19 protein-coding genes, 1 tRNA gene and 1 riboswitch are annotated in these 16,675 nt (G+C 63.2%); of the genes, 19 read left to right on the top strand and 1 reads right to left on the bottom strand.

What is annotated here, in order from left to right:
- The first annotated feature begins 126 nt into the window (after positions 1–126).
- From FHS54_RS12645 to FHS54_RS12655, 3 genes are all read left to right on the top strand, one after another.
- A tRNA-Pro gene (locus tag FHS54_RS12645) sits at positions 127–203 on the top strand.
- A 148-nt stretch (positions 204–351) separates the two neighbouring features.
- A complete protein-coding gene (locus tag FHS54_RS12650) occupies positions 352–891 on the top strand; it encodes a glycoside hydrolase family 108 protein (protein WP_167304145.1) in 540 nt (179 codons plus the stop codon).
- A 12-nt stretch (positions 892–903) separates the two neighbouring features.
- On the top strand, positions 904–1,176 hold the full coding sequence (locus FHS54_RS12655) for a 3TM-type holin (RefSeq protein ID WP_167304146.1): 273 nt from the start codon (positions 904–906) through the stop codon (positions 1,174–1,176).
- A gap of 514 nt (positions 1,177–1,690) precedes the next feature.
- Here FHS54_RS12655 and FHS54_RS12660 read toward each other — a convergent pair.
- The gene (locus FHS54_RS12660) at positions 1,691–2,212 is read right to left on the bottom strand and encodes a hypothetical protein (RefSeq protein WP_341785968.1); all 522 of its coding nucleotides are present in this window, start codon (positions 2,210–2,212) and stop codon (positions 1,691–1,693) included.
- Positions 2,213–2,572: 360 nt separating this feature from the next.
- Between FHS54_RS12660 and rpsM the strand changes: the two genes are divergently transcribed.
- The 16 genes from rpsM (at position 2,573) to FHS54_RS12740 (ending at position 16,454) form a co-directional block, all read left to right on the top strand.
- The gene (gene rpsM, locus FHS54_RS12665; RefSeq protein ID WP_167304148.1) at positions 2,573–2,941 is read left to right on the top strand and encodes a 30S ribosomal protein S13; all 369 of its coding nucleotides are present in this window, start codon (positions 2,573–2,575) and stop codon (positions 2,939–2,941) included.
- An 88-nt stretch (positions 2,942–3,029) separates the two neighbouring features.
- Positions 3,030–3,419 carry a 30S ribosomal protein S11 gene (gene rpsK / locus FHS54_RS12670; RefSeq protein WP_167304149.1) on the top strand — a complete coding sequence of 130 codons (390 nt, stop codon included), beginning with the start codon at positions 3,030–3,032 and terminating at the stop codon, positions 3,417–3,419.
- A 120-nt stretch (positions 3,420–3,539) separates the two neighbouring features.
- The gene (locus FHS54_RS12675) at positions 3,540–4,601 is read left to right on the top strand and encodes a DNA-directed RNA polymerase subunit alpha (RefSeq protein ID WP_167304150.1); all 1,062 of its coding nucleotides are present in this window, start codon (positions 3,540–3,542) and stop codon (positions 4,599–4,601) included.
- A 176-nt stretch (positions 4,602–4,777) separates the two neighbouring features.
- The gene (gene rplQ, locus FHS54_RS12680; RefSeq protein WP_167304151.1) at positions 4,778–5,203 is read left to right on the top strand and encodes a 50S ribosomal protein L17; all 426 of its coding nucleotides are present in this window, start codon (positions 4,778–4,780) and stop codon (positions 5,201–5,203) included.
- 220 nt (positions 5,204–5,423) lie between these two features.
- Positions 5,424–6,677, top strand: coding sequence for a TCR/Tet family MFS transporter (locus FHS54_RS12685; RefSeq protein ID WP_167304152.1), 1,254 nt, complete (start codon positions 5,424–5,426; stop codon positions 6,675–6,677).
- 42 nt (positions 6,678–6,719) lie between these two features.
- Positions 6,720–8,279, top strand: a complete 1,560-nt coding sequence (gene guaA, locus FHS54_RS12690; RefSeq protein WP_167304153.1) for a glutamine-hydrolyzing GMP synthase — start codon at positions 6,720–6,722, stop codon at positions 8,277–8,279.
- 81 nt (positions 8,280–8,360) lie between these two features.
- Positions 8,361–9,791 (top strand): DNA recombination protein RmuC, encoded by a 1,431-nt coding sequence (locus tag FHS54_RS12695; RefSeq protein ID WP_167304154.1) that lies wholly within the window; start codon positions 8,361–8,363, stop codon positions 9,789–9,791.
- Between the two features lie 79 nt (positions 9,792–9,870).
- Positions 9,871–10,542, top strand: coding sequence for a nicotinate-nucleotide adenylyltransferase (locus tag FHS54_RS12700; RefSeq protein WP_341785974.1), 672 nt, complete (start codon positions 9,871–9,873; stop codon positions 10,540–10,542).
- A gap of 12 nt (positions 10,543–10,554) precedes the next feature.
- On the top strand, positions 10,555–10,944 hold the full coding sequence (gene rsfS / locus FHS54_RS12705) for a ribosome silencing factor (protein ID WP_167304156.1): 390 nt from the start codon (positions 10,555–10,557) through the stop codon (positions 10,942–10,944).
- 45 nt (positions 10,945–10,989) lie between these two features.
- Positions 10,990–11,412: a 23S rRNA (pseudouridine(1915)-N(3))-methyltransferase RlmH gene (locus FHS54_RS12710; protein ID WP_167304157.1), complete on the top strand. Its 423-nt coding sequence runs from the start codon at positions 10,990–10,992 to the stop codon at positions 11,410–11,412.
- A 110-nt stretch (positions 11,413–11,522) separates the two neighbouring features.
- Positions 11,523–12,758 (top strand): murein hydrolase activator EnvC family protein, encoded by a 1,236-nt coding sequence (locus FHS54_RS12715; protein ID WP_243855745.1) that lies wholly within the window; start codon positions 11,523–11,525, stop codon positions 12,756–12,758.
- Positions 12,759–12,908: 150 nt separating this feature from the next.
- On the top strand, positions 12,909–14,255 hold the full coding sequence (locus tag FHS54_RS12720; protein WP_167304159.1) for a S41 family peptidase: 1,347 nt from the start codon (positions 12,909–12,911) through the stop codon (positions 14,253–14,255).
- 93 nt (positions 14,256–14,348) lie between these two features.
- Positions 14,349–14,834 carry a disulfide bond formation protein B gene (locus FHS54_RS12725; protein WP_167304160.1) on the top strand — a complete coding sequence of 162 codons (486 nt, stop codon included), beginning with the start codon at positions 14,349–14,351 and terminating at the stop codon, positions 14,832–14,834.
- Entirely contained in the window at positions 14,831–15,385 is a 555-nt protein-coding gene (locus tag FHS54_RS12730) for a demethoxyubiquinone hydroxylase family protein (RefSeq protein WP_167304161.1), read from the top strand. Before FHS54_RS12725 ends, FHS54_RS12730 begins: the two co-directional genes overlap by 4 nt.
- Before the next feature lie 15 nt (positions 15,386–15,400).
- Entirely contained in the window at positions 15,401–15,979 is a 579-nt protein-coding gene (locus FHS54_RS12735) for a hypothetical protein (protein WP_167304162.1), read from the top strand.
- A gap of 88 nt (positions 15,980–16,067) precedes the next feature.
- Entirely contained in the window at positions 16,068–16,454 is a 387-nt protein-coding gene (locus FHS54_RS12740; RefSeq protein WP_167304163.1) for a hypothetical protein, read from the top strand.
- A gap of 45 nt (positions 16,455–16,499) precedes the next feature.
- A riboswitch (yybP-ykoY riboswitch) is annotated at positions 16,500–16,622 on the top strand.
- The last annotated feature ends 53 nt before the right edge of the window (positions 16,623–16,675 follow it).

Consider the following 16,675-nt stretch of genomic DNA (forward strand, 5'->3'; position numbering starts at 1 on the left):
GGGCGGGCGGCTAACACAGATGCGGCTTTGGAGGCAACATGATTAGGGATTGCGCGGCGAGGCAAAAAGGCTTCGCTCAAGCCCTTGCATGTTGTTCGACATGCTTCTATGTGCCGCCCCTCCGGTCGGGACGTAGCGCAGCCTGGTAGCGCATCACACTGGGGGTGTGGGGGTCGGAGGTTCGAATCCTCTCGTCCCGACCAAATCATGCAGAAGCCGCAAGCGCGCTTCGCTTTTCCTCATATTTCATCATCTTTCCACGCCCACCTTGCGGCGCGGAAAGTTTTTGCTGTCCTACAACGAACCAAATGGGATAACTGATTCGCCTTCAACGACAGGGAAGGCGGATCGATGGACATTTCGGTATTGATCGATGAAGTGATTGCGCGTGAAGGTGGTTATAGCGACCACCCCGCGGATCGCGGTGGGCCGACGCATTTTGGCATTACCCAGGCGGTGGCGCGCGCCAATGGCTATTCGGGACATATGAAAGCGCTTCCCCGACCCATGGCGGAGGCAATCTATCGGCAGCTATATTGGGAATCGCCTGGCTACGGCTTTGTCGCAGAGATCGCCCCTCTGATCGCCGCCGAATTGTTCGATACAGGCGTGAATATGGGCACCGCCACCGCAACGGGATTTCTGCAACGCGCACTGAACGCGCTTAACCGGAATCAGAAGGACTATCCCGACCTGAAAGTCGACCGGGCGGTGGGTGCCAAGACGCTTGCGGCGCTGGGAGCCTTTATGAGGCTGCGGGGAAAACAGGGCGAAGCGGTGTTGCTCAAGGCCACGGAAGCACTGCAGGGTGAGCGATATCTGTCGCTGGCAGAAAGTCGCCCTGCGAACGAAGCCTTCCTCTACGGCTGGTTAGCAAACCGTATCGGTTAAGGAGGCGAGTCGATGGCCATATTGAAACGGCGGATCGCACCGCCGGACCCTTGGACTAGCCGTGCCCGGCCCGCCTTTCTCTACGTCATGTACGGGTTGCTGTTGTGGTCGGTGCCGCTGGGGTTGATCGGCGGCGCAAGGCCCGATGTGGCGCAGGCGATCATTGGGGCGATGCAGGCCTATTTCAACGCCCTGCCCGAACCGCTCTACGCTTTGTTCGGAACGGGGTATCTGGGCTACACGGCTGCCCGCGCATGGGGGAAATCGAAGGGCGCGGAGCGATAGGAAGTGGCGCGCAGAAACGATGGCGCGCGGAAGGCCTAGCGACGCCGAATACCCCTGACACATGAGAGGGGCCGTCGGGGCAGATGATCCCGACGGCCCATCATTGACATGGTCAGCGGCCGGAAGTGCCGCCCAGGGAAACGGTGTTCGCGCTATTTTTGACGAGCTGGCGACATCCTCACGGACATCACAGGGCGACCCAAAGCATGCTCATCTAAAATCGACACAGATGGTGTCGCTCAGCGGCGCGTTTCCCGAAGGGACTTGACCGACCTCACTGCTGAACCATGAGACATCGGATCACCTCCTTTCGCTTGTTAAAGCCCGCGCGACCCGGCTTTACTCGACCTTTGCACCTGGCCACGAACAGGACTGTGAATCAGATGAGGCGCACGATCAAGACTTGTAATATTCTTTTTTCGAATCATACTTGCGCGTCCGCTGATCAAGCTGATTTGGTGCCATCATGGCGCAATGGGCACAAGATGTGCCATCAGGGGCTGAATTCTGGCCTTTAGCGGCGACAATCCTCGATCACGCGGCTCACTTCCGCCCAGGCCGGCAGTATCAGCATGTCCACCCCTTGAGCCTCTAACGCGAAATGGCCGCGACTATAGGCGATCTGGTCCAACGTCGCGTCGGTGGCGGTTCGCGTCGCGACGACCGCTGTCGGCGTAGCGGCTGCAGGCCAGTTGGTCGCACCATAGCTGGTCCGCACAGTCAATAAGCCCTTACCGGCCCCGGCGCGGGCGACGCTGACCTGGCGCGCCGCAACATTGCAACGCATCGTCACCAATGCGGCGGTGCCTGGCGCACCAAAGGATGCGACCGACCCGGTGCTTTCTGCCCGATAGGTCCAGTTGCCGGGCGTCGTCGGGCGATATTGCCATTCGACCGGCGCAGCGGGCGGCGGGGCGGGCGCTGGCGCTGGCACTGGTGCAGGGCGCTGCGACGGCGCCGGAGAGGTCGGCTGATCGGGCGCTCCCACGCATGAAGCGAGCAGGAGCGTCAGGGACGCGAACGTGGCGGTGGTCACATAAGAGCGCATTCCCCTCCCATGCCCGATGGCGACCCCGCGCTTCAACCCGAAAAGGCACGAAACCTCTCGCTGATCAGGAATCATGACCGACGCGCCACCCTTCCCCCGCGCGACCAACCTATGACTTCAGCTGATTTTCAGGCCTGTTTCCGCAGCCCAAAAGTTGACAGCATCGGGGCGAATCGCTAGGGCGCAGCCTATCCCGGACACGCTGGTGAGCGGCAGTGCATGGCACTGGCCGTCTTTTTTGCGTCTCGGGGTCTATCGAATCGGCCGATCTCTCTATAGGGGTCTCGGCCCGGACGCTTTGAGATGGGACGGCGCCAACCGCCCCGTGGAGCAGGAGAACAGATTACCATGGCACGTATCGCGGGTGTTAACATCCCGACCAACAAGCGCGTGATCATCGCGCTCACCTACATTCACGGCATCGGCCGCAAGACCGCCGTCGACATCGCTGACAAGCTGGGCATCGACCAGAGCCGCCGGGTCCAGGACCTGTCGGACGCCGAAGTGCTGCAGATCCGCGAGACCATCGACGCCGACCTGACGGTCGAAGGCGACCTGCGCCGCGAAACCGCGATGAACATCAAGCGCCTGATGGATCTGGCCTGCTATCGCGGCCTGCGCCATCGTAAGGGGCTGCCGGTTCGCGGTCAGCGCACGCACACCAATGCGCGCACCCGCAAGGGTAAGGCCAAGCCGATCGCCGGCAAGAAGAAGTAATTCGTCCGGGGACGGATTACTCCACCGGAGGCAGCTTATTTTGGGCGAAGCTCCGGTCTCAAGAAGATTTTTGTAGGAAGAGCAGAAAATGGCACGCGAACCCCAGCGCATTAAGCGGCGCGAGCGCAAGAACATCTCGGCCGGCGTCGCACACGTTAACGCCAGCTTCAACAACACCATGGTCACCATCACCGACGCCCAGGGCAATGCAATCAGCTGGTCTTCGGCCGGCATGATGGGCTTCAAGGGCAGCCGCAAGTCGACCCCTTACGCCGCGCAGGTCTGCGCCGAAGACGCTGGCCGCAAGGCCGCCGATCATGGTGTGCGTACGCTGGAAGTCGAAGTGAAGGGCCCCGGTTCGGGCCGTGAATCGGCGCTGCGCGCACTGCAGGCCGTCGGCTTTCACATTACCTCGATCCGCGACGTGACGCCCATTCCACACAATGGCGTCCGTCCTTCAAAGCGCCGCCGCGTCTAATTCGACGCGAGGCTTGTTGGCGGGCGGCGGACGCGCCGCCCGTTCACCCATTTGCATCGGCCGAACGTCCTGTCTGGGTCCAGGATTTAAGCGTTTCGGCCTCATCCCCAGGGGAAATACATGACTGTCAACATGAAGAACTGGCAGGAATTGAAGAAGCCCAACAGCCTTGAGATCAAGGTTTCGGGCGACGGCAGGCGGAAGGCGACTTTTGTCGCTGAACCTTTGGAGCGCGGCTTTGGCCTGACGCTCGGCAATGCGCTGCGCCGTGTTCTTCTATCCTCGCTCCAGGGCGCGGCGGTCACCTCGATCAAGATCGAGAACGTCCTGCATGAATTTTCCTCACTCGCCGGCGTGCGTGAAGATGTGACGGACATCGTCCTGAACATCAAGCAGGTCGCGCTGAAGATGGAAGGCGACGGGCCAAAGCGTTTGCAGCTGAGCGCTACCGGTCCCGGCGAAGTGAAGGCTGGCGACATCACCACCGTGGGCGACATCGAAGTGATGAACCCCGACCTGGTGATCTGCCACCTTGACCAGGGCGCGATTTTGAACATGGAACTGACCGCTGACATCGGCAAGGGCTATGTCCCCGCCGTTGCCAACCGTCCGGCGGACGCTCCCATCGGCCTCATTCCGATCGATGCGCTTTACTCGCCGGTCCGCCAGGTCGCCTATAAGGTCGACAATACCCGCGTCGGCCAGGAACTGGATTATGACAAGCTGTCGCTGACCATCGAAACCGATGGCACCGTCACGCCGGAAGACGCGGTGGCTTTTGCTGCCCGTATCCTGCAGGACCAGCTGCAGCTGTTCGTCCACTTCGAAGACGCCCTGCCCGTGGCCGCTCCTGCCGCTGGCACCTCTGCGGCTGCTGCCGCCGAGGGCGAGAGCGACACGAACCAGATCAACCGCTACCTGCTCAAGAAGGTGGACGAGCTGGAACTGTCCGTTCGCAGCGCCAACTGCCTCAAGAACGACAACATCATCTATATCGGCGACCTGGTTCAAAAGACCGAAGCCGAGATGCTGCGCACTCCCAATTTCGGTCGCAAGTCGCTGAACGAGATCAAGGAAGTGCTGTCGTCCATGGGCCTGCGCCTGGGCATGGACATCCCCGGCTGGCCGCCGGAAAATATCGAGGAAATGGCCAAGAAGCTCGAACAAGAGCTGCTGGGCTGATCCCCGCCCTCTCTCCCGCGCAAGCTGGAGAGAGGGGGTGCCGGACCCTGGAGGTTTTTTGCTCCAGGGACGGTGTGAACTTTGCCTGTTTTTTGGGCAGGGGAATGGCGGCACCCCTGATTGCCGCCGGATCTGGGCTACCTCACACGGGCCCTTAGCGAACGAAGGAAGAAGACATGCGTCATAAGGTTGGTCATCGTAAGCTGCAGCGCGCCTCCGGGCATCGTAACTCGCTGCTCCGCAACCTCGCAGCCTCGCTCATCAAGCATGAGCAGATCCTGACCACCACGCCCAAGGCGAAGGAACTGCGTCCCTACGTCGAAAAGCTGATCACCCTCGCCAAGAAGGGTGGCCTGTCGAACCGTCGTCTGGCCCATGCCCGCCTGCAGGACGATACCCAGCTGACCAAGCTGTTCGAAGTCCTGGCTGAGCGCTATGCTGGCCGCGACGGTGGCTACACCCGCGTGATCAAGGCCGGTTTCCGCGCATCGGACGCCGCTCCGATCGCGATCATCGAACTGGTCGACCGCGACATCGATGCCAAGGGCAAGGATTCCGGCCCGGTTCAGACCGCAGACGCGGACGAGCTGGAAGACGCCTGATCGGCTAAGCCGCCTTTTCCCAAAGGCGAAAGACATTATAGGAAAGGCTGCGCTTCCATCATGGAACCGCAGCCTTTCTTGTTTGGCGTTTGGCCAGCCTGCCATTGCAAAGGCCGAAACCAGCACGAAAATCCCTCTTTCCTGCCCTCCGGTTCAATCCGCCATTTCCCCCCACCGGCAAAATGCTCTAGGCGGCGACGCGATCAGGAGTTTCTGCCGCATGCCCCCTTCGCCCTCCCCCCACCGTTCAGCCGCGATGGCCTTCATCCTGGTGACAGCGTTGCTCGACGTCATGTCGATGGGCATCGTCATCCCGGTCCTGCCTCAGCTCATTGAGGAACTCGCGGGATCGACCAGCGCGATCGGTTTGTGGAATGGCCTGTTCGTGGCGATGTGGGCAGCGATGCAATTTCTATGTTCGCCCATCATCGGGTCCCTCTCCGACCGTTTCGGACGACGGCCAGTGATCCTGATTTCGATAGCAGGACTTGCGCTCGATTTTCTGCTGATGGCGCTCGCGCCCAGTCTGTGGTGGTTGGCCATAGGGCGGATATTAGGCGGGATAACATCATCCAGCTTTACATCGACCTTCGCCTATATGGCTGACGTCACCCCGCCCGAAAGAAGGGCGCGCGGCTACGGGTTAATCGGGGCGGCATTCAGCGGCGGGTTCGTTGCCGGCCCGCTATTGGGCGGGGTCCTGGGCGAAATCTCTCTGCGCGCGCCCTTCTGGGTCGCGGCGGCACTGTCGGGAACGGCATTTCTCTACGGCCTTTTCGTGCTGCCGGAATCACTCGCACCGGCCAAGCGCATGGCGTTTTCCTGGCGACGGGCCAGTCCGTTCGGCGCGCTGCGGCTGCTGCGGTCACACCCCGAACTGTCGAGTCTGGCTGGCGTGAACTTCCTGCTGCATTTCGGCCATCATCTATTTTCCGCTGTGTTCGTTCTCTACGCCGGTGATCGCTATGGCTGGGGACCGGGGCAAGTGGGCGCTGTACTGGCCCTGGTTGGTGCGATGGACATGAGCGTGCAGGGCCTGCTGGTCGGCCCGGTGGTAAAGCGGCTGGGCGACCGTCGGACGATGGTGATCGGCCTGACCTTTGGTGCGGTCGGCCTCGCAGCGATGGGCCTAGCGCCCAATGGCTGGCTGTTCGTCGTGGCGATGCTTCCCAGTGCGCTATGGGGTCTTGCCATGCCGACCATCCAATCGTTGATGACGAGGCGCGTGTCGGAATCCGAACAGGGCCAGTTACAGGGCGCGAACAATAGCGTCGGGTCGATCGCGGGGATCATGTCGCCGCTATTCTTTGGCGCGGTCTATTCGGCTTCGGTGGGTGAAAGCCCGATACTGCCCTTCATCGGCAGCGCCTTCCTGATGGCGGCAGCGGTGCTGGCCGCCGGAGCGGTGCTGGGATGGACGAGCGGGCGGCGTCGGGATCCGCCTTTGCTGGACAAGGACGGTGCCACACACTAACCGCGCCACATTCCATTCTCTCCGGCTTATAGAGGCGATTCGATGACGCTGCCCCTTCAGGATTCCATCCTTATCGTGGATTTCGGCAGCCAGGTGACGCAGCTGATCGCGCGGCGCGTGCGTGAAGCGGGCGTCTATTCCGAAATCGCGCCGTTCAACAGCGCCGACGAGGCGTTCAAGCGGATGAAGCCCAAGGGCATCATCCTGTCGGGCGGCCCTTCGTCGGTCATGTGGGATGACAGCCCCCGCGCGCCACAGCATTTCTTCGACGCGGGCGTTCCCATCCTGGGCATCTGCTACGGCCAGCAGACGATGATGCAACAGCTGGGCGGCCAGGTGGAAGGCGGCGAAAGTGGCGAGTTCGGCCGCGCCTTTATCGAGGTGAAAAAGCGCTGCGCCCTGTTCGATGGCCTGTGGGCCGAAGGCGAGCGGCATCAGGTATGGATGAGCCATGGCGACAAGGTGACCCAGCTCGCGCCCGGATTTGAAGTCGTCGCGGTGAGCGAGGGCGCACCCTTCGCCATGACCGCCAACGAGGAAAAGCGCTTTTACGCCACGCAATTCCATCCCGAGGTCGTGCACACGCCCGACGGCGGCAAGCTGATCGCCAATTTCGCCCGCCATGTCTGCGGCTTGAAAGGCGACTGGACCATGGCCGAGTTCCGCGCGACCAAGATCGCCGAGATTCGTCAGCAGGTGGGTGACGGCAGGGTGATCTGCGGCCTGTCTGGCGGCGTCGATAGCGCGGTGGCCGCCGTGCTGATCCATGAAGCGATCGGCGAACAACTGACCTGCGTCTTTGTCGATCATGGCCTGATGCGCAGCGGAGAGGCCGAGCAGGTCGTTTCCCTGTTCCGGGGCAGCTATAATATCCCGCTAGTCCATGTGAACGCCGAAACGCTGTTCATGAAGGGGCTGGAGGGCGTCACCGACCCCGAGGCCAAACGCAAATTCATCGGCAAGACCTTCATCGACGTGTTCGAGGATGAGGCGAAGAAGATCGGCGGCGCAGCCTTCCTGGCGCAGGGCACGCTTTATCCCGACGTGATCGAAAGCGTGAGCTTCACCGGCGGGCCTTCGGTGACGATCAAGAGCCATCACAATGTCGGCGGCCTGCCTGAGCGGATGAACATGAAGCTGGTCGAGCCGCTGCGGGAACTGTTCAAGGACGAAGTCCGCGAACTGGGCCGTGAGCTGGGCCTGCCCGACGTCTTCGTCGGCCGCCACCCCTTCCCCGGCCCCGGCCTGGCAATCCGCATCCCCGGCGAGGTGAACAAGGAGCGTTGCGACATTCTCCGCAAGGCCGATGCCGTCTATCTGGAGGAAATCCGCAACGCCGGGCTGTACGACGCGATCTGGCAGGCGTTTGCAGTGCTGCTGCCGGTGCGCACGGTCGGCGTGATGGGCGACCATCGCACCTATGACAGCGTTTGCGCATTGCGGGCGGTCACATCGACCGATGGCATGACAGCCGACATATATCCCTTCGACGCGGCCTTCCTGAGCCGCGTGGCAACCCGCATCATCAATGAGGTCAAGGGCATCAACCGCGTCGTCTACGACTATACGTCCAAGCCGCCCGGCACGATCGAGTGGGAATGATGCGGGCCTGATTGGCGCACAAGGGTTGCGGCGGCAGCGGCTGGCCGCTAGGTTCCCCTTTCGTTCCATGAAGGGGATCATATGGACAGCCTTGTCGCCCTGCTGATAGTTGCAGCCTTGCTCGCGGGCCTTGGTGCCGGGTGGCTGCTGCGGGGGAAAGCCGTCGCCGCTACCGGCGCGGAAAAGATGGAGCTGGCGGCAAAGCTGGACGGCGCCATGGCACAACGCAATGCGGCGTTGCAGGAACTGGTGGTAGCGCAGGATCGCGCAGCGCAGGCGGCGGAACTCGCGCGGCGGCTGGAAGAAGAGCGAGCGGCGCGTGAAGCGGCGGCGCGCGACCTGGCAGCGCTGCGGTCCGATACCCAGGCGCGCGCCGAAGCGTTCGAGGCGCAGATCGTTGCGTTGAAGGATGCCAAGGAACAGCTTTCAGCGCAGTTCAGCGAAATTGGCGGCAAGTTGCTGCAACAGGCGCAGAGCCATTTCCTGGAGCGCGCGGACCAGCGGCTGGCGCAGGCGCATGAGAAAAGCGAAGCGCAGCTCAAACAACTGCTGCATCCGGTCAATGAGACCATCCAGCGCTATGACCTGAAAATCACGCAGATCGAACAGCAGCGGACCGAAGCCTATGGCATCCTGCGCGGCGAGATCGAATCCATGCGGACCGGTCAGGAAGCGGTGCGTGCCGAGGCGCAGCGGCTGGTGGATTCGCTGCGACACGCTCCCAAAGCGCGGGGGCGCTGGGGGGAGCAGCAGTTGCGCAACGTGCTGGAAACCTGTGGCCTATCGGAGCATGTCGATTTTCGGACCGAGGTGAGCGTCGAGGGCGAGGATGGACGGTTGCGGCCTGACGCGATCCTTCGCGTACCGGGAGGCCGATCACTGGTCATAGACGCCAAGGTGTCGCTCAATGCCTATCAGGATGCCTATGGGGCTGAAGGTGAAGATGAGCGCAACCGGCTGCTAACGGCCCATGCCAACGCCATGCGGGCGCATGTCGATACGTTGGGACGGAAAAGCTATGCCGACCAATTTGATGAAGCGCCCGACTATGTGATCATGTTCGTGCCGGGAGAACATTTCCTGTCCGCCGCACTGGAGCATGACCCGCGACTATGGGATCACGCCTTTGCCAAGCGGGTATTGCTGGCCACGCCGACCAATTTGATCGCGATCGCGCGGACAGTCGCGGCGGTATGGCGTCAGGAAAAAATGGCGGACGAAGCGAAGCGCATCGGTGCGTTGGGCAAGGAGCTTTATGAACGGCTGTCGGGTGCGGCGACTTCGCTCCGAAAGCTGGGCAACAGGCTCACCGGCGCAGTGGGCGACTATAATGCCTTTGTCGGCAGTTTCGAGAGCCGGGTGCTGGTGACCGGGCGCAAGCTGCGCGACCTCAACATCGAAACCGGCGGCAAGGAATTGGAACAGCTGGAGCCGGTCGACGCGCTGGTGCGCGAACCCGCCTCTCCCGAAGCCCTGCGGTCGCTGGACGCCCTCCCCAGCATCGCAGAGTAACCGATAGCGAAAATATAGGCTGAAGAAGTGAAGTCACAGGTTAATAGTTAGCCAGCTATAAGATCTATTCCAGCTTCAGATTGCACGATGCGCATCCTGGTGGCATGGGCAGGCGATGGCACGCATCGGCCTATTGGGCGGCTCCTTCAATCCAGCACATGGCGGCCATCGCGCCATTTCATTGTTCGCGGCCAAGGCGCTTCGCCTGGATGAGGTGTGGTGGCTCGTTTCTCCCGGCAATCCGTTGAAACGCTCAATAGGCATGGCACCGCTGACCGCGAGGTTGCAACATGCCAAGAAAATCGCGCGCGGCACCCCTATTCGACCCACAGCGATCGAACGCACTCTCGGCACGCGTTATACCACCGATTCGCTGCGCCGCTTGTCCGCACGCCATCCGCGCCATCGCTTCATCTGGTTGATGGGGGCCGATAATCTGGCGCAATTCGCCCAGTGGAAGGATTGGCGGGGCATTGCGCGACGAATGCCCATTGCGGTCATCGCCCGACCGCCCTATGATAGAGCAGCCCATGGCTCTGTGGCCATGGCCTGGCTGCGGCGTTTCGTCCGGCCCGCGCGCCAGAGTGCAGACTGGACGGAGTGGAGACCGCCGGCGCTTGTGCTTTTGCGCTTTCGCCCTGATCCAAGATCGGCGACCCTGTTACGGCAGGCAGACCCTCTCTGGCATCGTGAATATGAATATGAACATGCACGTGTGCGCGACCCGCTCACGCGCCGGCTGATTGTCTAGAATGGAGCCTCTTTGACCAGAACCCAGCCCGCCAACGACACGGCGCATGACGCCGGCAGCGTTGCCGCCCTGCACGCCCTAGTCCTTCAGTCGCTTGACGACGACCAGGCGCAGGAAACCATCTCCATCCCCCTTGAAGGCAAAAGCAGCATCGCCGACCATATGGTGATTGCGAGCGGCCGTTCGTCGCGGCAGGTCGCGTCCATGGCGCAGAAACTGGCCGAACGGATCAAGCAAACCACCGGCCGTTCCGCGCGGGTCGAAGGCTTGCCGGTCGCAGACTGGGTGCTGATCGATGCCGGGGACGTCATCGTTCACCTGTTCCGGCCGGAAGTGCGCAGCTTCTACAATCTGGAACGGATGTGGGGCTTTGTCGATGCGCCGGTGGCAGGCACAGCCTGAACGCACGGTTCGACAATCGCCGCGTGAGAAACTAGGGAGCGAGATATGCTCCTCCACATTATCGCGCGCGGCAAGATTGGGCGGTCCGCCGAAGCCGAACTGGTCGACCGCTATGTGAAGCGGCTGACCATGCCGCACAAGATCACGGAACTGCCCGACCGCGGCGGGAAGCTGCCGCCCGCACCGGCTGGCACGATCACCGTGATGCTCGACGAAAAGGGCCAGCAACTCGGCTCCATGGATTTCGCCCACCGGATCGAAGGATGGCGGGACACCGGAACGCGTGAGTGCCGTTTCCTGATTGGCGCGGCGGACGGCTTTGGCGATGCCGAGCGCGCCAACGCAGACCTGCTGATCGCATTCGGGCCGATGACATGGCCCCACATGATGGCGCGGGCCATGCTGGCGGAGCAGCTCTGGCGTGCCTGTTCGATCCTTGCGGGCCACCCCTATCACCGGGAAGGGTGAAGTATGGCTCCGGGTTAGGCGGTCACCCTCTTGCCCCTGCTCGACATGCGGGTGGGTTTGCGCCTAGACCTCTTCCTGCCTCCGCACGGGGGCGGCATCCGGGGGAAAGATTGAGACGATCGGCGATCATCGCGGCGTTGCTGGCCGCCGCAGCGGGCGTTGCGGGGACGACGGGCCTGATCGCGGCACAGAGGCCGGGGATCATCATTGAAGGCACCGGACGGACCAGCCTGCAGCAGGAGCAAGGCGCGCTGAAAGCGGCGCGATTGCAATCCGAACAAGCACGCGAGAGATCCGAACGGCTGGAACAACAGGCTGCCGCCGCACGAAATGAGGCCGAACAGGCACGCCGCAGCGCCGCCGCCATGGCCGCCCGCATCCAGCAGGCCGAAGCGGACATCCAGGCGGCCCAGGCACGCATCGCCATCATCTCCCGGCTGCAACGCGCCCAGGCCGAACGGCTGGCGGCGAAGCAGGCGCCCGTCGTTCGGCTGACCGCCGCGCTGCAGATGATCGCGCGCCGCCCGCTCGCGCTTGCGCTGGTGCAGCCCGGAACGATTAGCGACGCCGTCCACATGCGCGCCGTTCTGGGCCAGGTTCTGCCGGTGATCCAGCAACGCACAGCAGGGCTACGCGCCGAACTGGAACGCAGCCGGGCCCTGCGCGACACGGCGGAGCAGGCGGCAGGGGCGCTGGCGCAAAGCCGCGCCGACCTGCGCGACCGGCAGGCTGCGCTGCGGGCGCTGGAAACGCGCAAGCGGCTGGCGGAAAAGGACTATCAGTCGAGCGCGGGGCTGGAGAGCGACCGCGCCCTGGCGCTGGGCGAACGTGCGCGCGATATCGTCGACCTGATGGACCGCATCGAAGCAGCGGGGGATTTGCGGGAAGAATTGGCGCAGTTGCCGGGGCCGACATTGCGACCGGCCCAGCCCCATCTGGCCCTAACCACCGTTTCCGCGCGGGAACGGATCGCAGGCGGCCCGCCAGCCTATCGCATGCCGGTCATGGGCCAGTTGGTGACGGGCATGGGGGAACTGTCGGAAAGCGGGGTGCGCTCTCGCGGCCTCACCATCGTAACCCAGGCGGGGGCGCTGGCCGTCGCGCCGTCCGCCGGTCGTGTCGCCTTCGCAGGCCCGTATCGCGGCTATGGGCAGATCGCGATTATCGACCATGGCGGCGGATGGACAAGCCTGATCACGGGACTGCTGCGGCTGAGCGTCACCGTCGGCGACACATTGCGGCAAGGCGATCCGATCGGCAATGCCGGGCCCGGACGGCCCAGCATCATGGTGGAACTGCGACGCAACGGCAGACCGGTGGATATCGTGCCGCTGGTGAGCGGTTAGCGGTATCATCCCTTACCCAGCCGCCCAATGCATGACTGCTCACCAAGGGGCGGCTTCAACCGGGCCGACGAAAAAATGCGACCATCGCTTTTTGCGTCCATTCATAAACACGCTTATATTGACCGCCAAATGCCAGGACTCAGGACAGCAATGACTTCCAATTTCTTCCGGGGCGCGCTCGCCCTTGGCGCGCTCGCGCTCATTCCCGCCACGACCGCCGCGCTCGCCGACGGGGAAGCGAGCAGCTACAAGGCGCTCGACGAGTTCATGGACGTGTTCCAAAAAGTCCGCAGCGACTATGTCGAAAAGGTGGATGACGAAAAGCTGATCAAAGGTGCCATTGATGGCATGCTGGCCAGCCTGGACCCGCATTCAAGCTTCCTGGACGCGCGCGATTTCCAGAATCTGCGCACCCAGACCGAGGGCAGCTATGGCGGCCTGGGCCTGTCCGTCACCCAGGAAGACGGCGCGGTGAAGGTGATCGCGCCGACCCAGGACACCCCGGCCTGGCGCGCCGGGATCAAGGCGGGCGACTATATCACGCATCTGGACGGGCAGCTGATCTACGGCGGCACGCTGGACGAAGCCGTCGACAAGATGCGCGGCGCGCCGGGCACGTCGATCAAGCTGACGATCGTGCGACCGGGTCGCGACAAGCCGATCGAACTCACCCTGACGCGTGAGATCATCGAACTGAAGCCGGTAAAGTGGGAAGTGAAGAACAATGTTGGCGTGATCACGATCGTCAGCTTCTCCGCCAACACCGGGGCTGACCTGCGCCAGGCGATCCGCAGCGTCGACAAGGCGGCGGGCGGCAAGCCCACGGGCTACATCCTCGACCTGCGGTCCAACCCCGGTGGCCTGCTGGACGAAGCGGTCGCAGTCAGTGACAGCTTCCTGGAGCGGGGCGAGATTGTGTCGCAGCGCGGACGCAACAAGGGCGATGTCGAACGCTATTATGCCAAGCCGGGCGACGACGCCAAGGGCCTGCCGGTGATCGTGCTGGTCGATGCAGGGTCGGCATCCGCTTCCGAAATCGTGGCGGGCGCGCTTCAGGACCAGCACCGGGCGCTGGTGATGGGCGAGCGCAGCTTTGGCAAGGGCAGCGTGCAGACCATGCTGCCGCTGACGAACACCACGGCGCTGAAGCTGACGACGGCGCGCTATTACACGCCTGCCGGTCGATCAGTTCAGGAAGGCGGGATCGAACCCGACGTCCGCGTGCCGCAACTGTCAGATCCCGATTACAAAAACCGTCCCAAATTCCGCGAAAGCGACCTGCGCCGTCACCTGATCAACGAGATCAAGAGCGACAATGCCGCGCTGGAAGAAGATGTGAAGGCCGATCCGCGCTTCACCGCCACGGCGGAGGAGTTGAAGAAAAAGGGGATTGAGGACTTCCAGCTGGACTATGCGCTCAAGACCATCGGCCGCCTCGACGGCAAACCGGCCACGCCAATGGCCCAGGCGACGCCCGTTCGCACGCCTGCCCGCTGAAGACTGGAAGCTTTCTTGGGTCCAGCACATTGACGTTCGGCGTGGCGGCAAGTTCAGCATGACGAAAGGCGCGCGGGCGTTTAAGCGGTCGGTATGAAGACCCTGCCCCTCGCCCGCGCTATAGCCTTTGCCGTTCCGCTACTGTTGCTGGGCGGCGCATATGCCTCCCAATATCTGGGCGGGCTTCATCCTTGCGAGATGTGCTGGTGGCAACGTTATCCGCACATGGCCGCCGTGCCGCTCGCGCTGATTGCCTATGTGGTGAAGCAGCGGCCCTGCGTCAGCGCTCTGTTCGTCGGGCTTGCCGGGCTGGCCATCGGCGTCAGCGGCGGCATCGGCCTGTTCCATGCGGGCGTTGAATATGGCTGGTGGGAAGGACTTACCGCCTGCGCGACCACGTCGATCGGCGGCGGATCAGCCGATATATTGAACCAGATCATGGCTGCTCCGATCACCCGGTGCGATGTCGCGCCGTGGACCCTGCTGGGCATATCGCTGGCGGGCTATAACGGCCTCTTGTCCGGGGCTGCCGCGCTCGCCATCTTGGGCCTGCTGATCAAGGGAAGGACACAGGCATGAGCGCTCCCCGCGATTTTCCACGCCCCGGTCGCAAGGCCACGGCCCAAGAGCGTAATTCCATGCTGCGCGTGGACCAGGCCGGTGAATTCGGCGCGGCGCGCATCTACGCCGGGCAGCTCGCCGTTATGGGCGACCGTCATCCCGACTCCCGCGTGATTGCGGGGATGCAGGCGCAGGAAGAACGGCACCGCCGCATCTTCGACGCGATGATCGTGGATCGCGGCGTCCGCCCGACGGCGCTGCGCCCGATCTGGAACGTCGCTGGCTTTGCGCTGGGCGCGGTGACCGCCGCGATCGGCCCGCGCGCGGCCATGGCCTGCACTGCGGCCATCGAGACGGAAATCGACCGCCATTATGGCGAACAGCTGGAGGCTCTGGGCGGAGACGACCCGGAACTTACCGCCACCATCGCGGATTTTCAGGCCGAGGAACTGGAGCATCGCGACATCGCCATCGCCCATGGAGCGGAGCAGGCGATTGCCTACCCGCTGTTGTCGGGTGCCATCCGGCTGGGTTGCCGCGCCGCCATCGCGCTGTCGAAGCGGATCTGAGGAGACGATAAAGAAATGAACATGACACGGATCATCGCCGCGATGCTGATGGCGACAACCGCACTCCCCGCATCTGCCCAGCAAGCCGGACCATCGCAGGAGCAGCCCGCCGCACCCGCAGCCCCCGCTGGAGAGGCTGGATCGGAACGGGTCAATCTGGTGATCGTCTATGGCGACGACCCCTGTCCGCAAAGCGCGGGCAGCGACATCGTCGTATGCGCGCGCAAGGGAGAGGAGGAACGCTATCGTATCCCCGAACCGCTGCGCGGTGATCCCAATGCACCTGCAAACCAGGCATGGGGCGAACGGGTAAGGTCGATGGAATATGTCGGTCGGACCGGCACGGAAAGCTGTTCGGCCACCGGACCGGGCGGCTTCACCGGATGTTTTTCGCAGTTGGCGCGGCTTGCCAAGGCGGAACGGCAGCAGGCGGACAATGCCAGCTGGAAGGATCTGGTCGAGGCCGAACGCGCGCGGCGATTGTCCACCATCGACGCTGACAGCCGTGAGATTGAGGCGCGCGCCATCGCCGAGGAAAAGGCGGGGGCATCGAACGCAAGCCAGCAGCCCGCGCCTGAGCCATCGGCACCCTGACGATTTTCGCACGCTGGGGAGCGTTTCGCATCGGGGGATCGGCATGGGGGCATGCCGGCGCGACAGGGGACATCAAGGATGATTGCCAATGAGGTTCCTCGCCTACCCCGCGCTGACCGCGCTCCTGCTGCCCCTTGCCGTCCCAGCGCACGCTGAGCCGCCCAGCAAGGTCTTCAACCTCATCGTCTATGGCGACGACCCCTGCCCTCAGGGCGAGGGAGATGAAATCATCGTCTGCGCCCGCAAGCCAGAGGCGGAGCGTTACCGCATCCCCAAGAAGTTGAGGGAAAAGCCTGCGCCCTCCGGCGGCCCCGGCTGGGCAAGCCAAGTGGCGACGATGGAACAGGCTCAACGGCAAACGCTGCCGGGCAGCTGTTCCGCAATCGGCAGCAACGGCTTTTCCGGCTGCACCGCCAAGATGCTGGAGCAATGGTTTGCCGAGCGGCGAATGCAGGAGTCTAAGGGCGAACCTTGAGGGGGTAAGGCACACTTGCGCCCATGCGCAATCGGCTCTAGGAGGCCAATCGTCATCTGGGGAGTAGCCAGCCGTCCGATTGGACGGGCCGTCTGTCAACATATTCGGCCGAGAGGTCGTGGCATGCGGGATGTGGAAAGCGCCGGACCATCATCCGGCGTCCGCATCGGGCGAGACCAATGGCATCGACTTTTCCTTGTCCGGCCGGGCGGGAAGAGGCG

The organism is Sphingobium vermicomposti (assembly GCF_011762025.1).
Taxonomy (GTDB): Bacteria; Pseudomonadota; Alphaproteobacteria; order Sphingomonadales; family Sphingomonadaceae; genus Sphingobium; species Sphingobium vermicomposti.

Bases quoted from the DNA above. Each gene is read 5' to 3' on its own strand.
- guaA (WP_167304153.1), top strand. From the start codon at position 6,720: ATGACGCTGCCCCTTCAGGATTCCATCCTTATCGTGGATTTCGGCAGC.
- rpsM (WP_167304148.1), top strand. From the start codon at position 2,573: ATGGCACGTATCGCGGGTGTTAACATCCCGACCAACAAGCGCGTGATC.
- FHS54_RS12720 (WP_167304159.1), top strand. From the start codon at position 12,909: ATGACTTCCAATTTCTTCCGGGGCGCGCTCGCCCTTGGCGCGCTCGCG.
- FHS54_RS12675 (WP_167304150.1), top strand. From the start codon at position 3,540: ATGACTGTCAACATGAAGAACTGGCAGGAATTGAAGAAGCCCAACAGC.
- FHS54_RS12695 (WP_167304154.1), top strand. From the start codon at position 8,361: ATGGACAGCCTTGTCGCCCTGCTGATAGTTGCAGCCTTGCTCGCGGGC.
- rplQ (WP_167304151.1), top strand. From the start codon at position 4,778: ATGCGTCATAAGGTTGGTCATCGTAAGCTGCAGCGCGCCTCCGGGCAT.
- FHS54_RS12740 (WP_167304163.1), top strand. From the start codon at position 16,068: ATGAGGTTCCTCGCCTACCCCGCGCTGACCGCGCTCCTGCTGCCCCTT.
- FHS54_RS12685 (WP_167304152.1), top strand. From the start codon at position 5,424: ATGCCCCCTTCGCCCTCCCCCCACCGTTCAGCCGCGATGGCCTTCATC.
- FHS54_RS12730 (WP_167304161.1), top strand. From the start codon at position 14,831: ATGAGCGCTCCCCGCGATTTTCCACGCCCCGGTCGCAAGGCCACGGCC.
- FHS54_RS12655 (WP_167304146.1), top strand. From the start codon at position 904: ATGGCCATATTGAAACGGCGGATCGCACCGCCGGACCCTTGGACTAGC.
- FHS54_RS12650 (WP_167304145.1), top strand. From the start codon at position 352: ATGGACATTTCGGTATTGATCGATGAAGTGATTGCGCGTGAAGGTGGT.
- rpsK (WP_167304149.1), top strand. From the start codon at position 3,030: ATGGCACGCGAACCCCAGCGCATTAAGCGGCGCGAGCGCAAGAACATC.
- FHS54_RS12725 (WP_167304160.1), top strand. From the start codon at position 14,349: ATGAAGACCCTGCCCCTCGCCCGCGCTATAGCCTTTGCCGTTCCGCTA.
- FHS54_RS12735 (WP_167304162.1), top strand. From the start codon at position 15,401: ATGAACATGACACGGATCATCGCCGCGATGCTGATGGCGACAACCGCA.
- FHS54_RS12710 (WP_167304157.1), top strand. From the start codon at position 10,990: ATGCTCCTCCACATTATCGCGCGCGGCAAGATTGGGCGGTCCGCCGAA.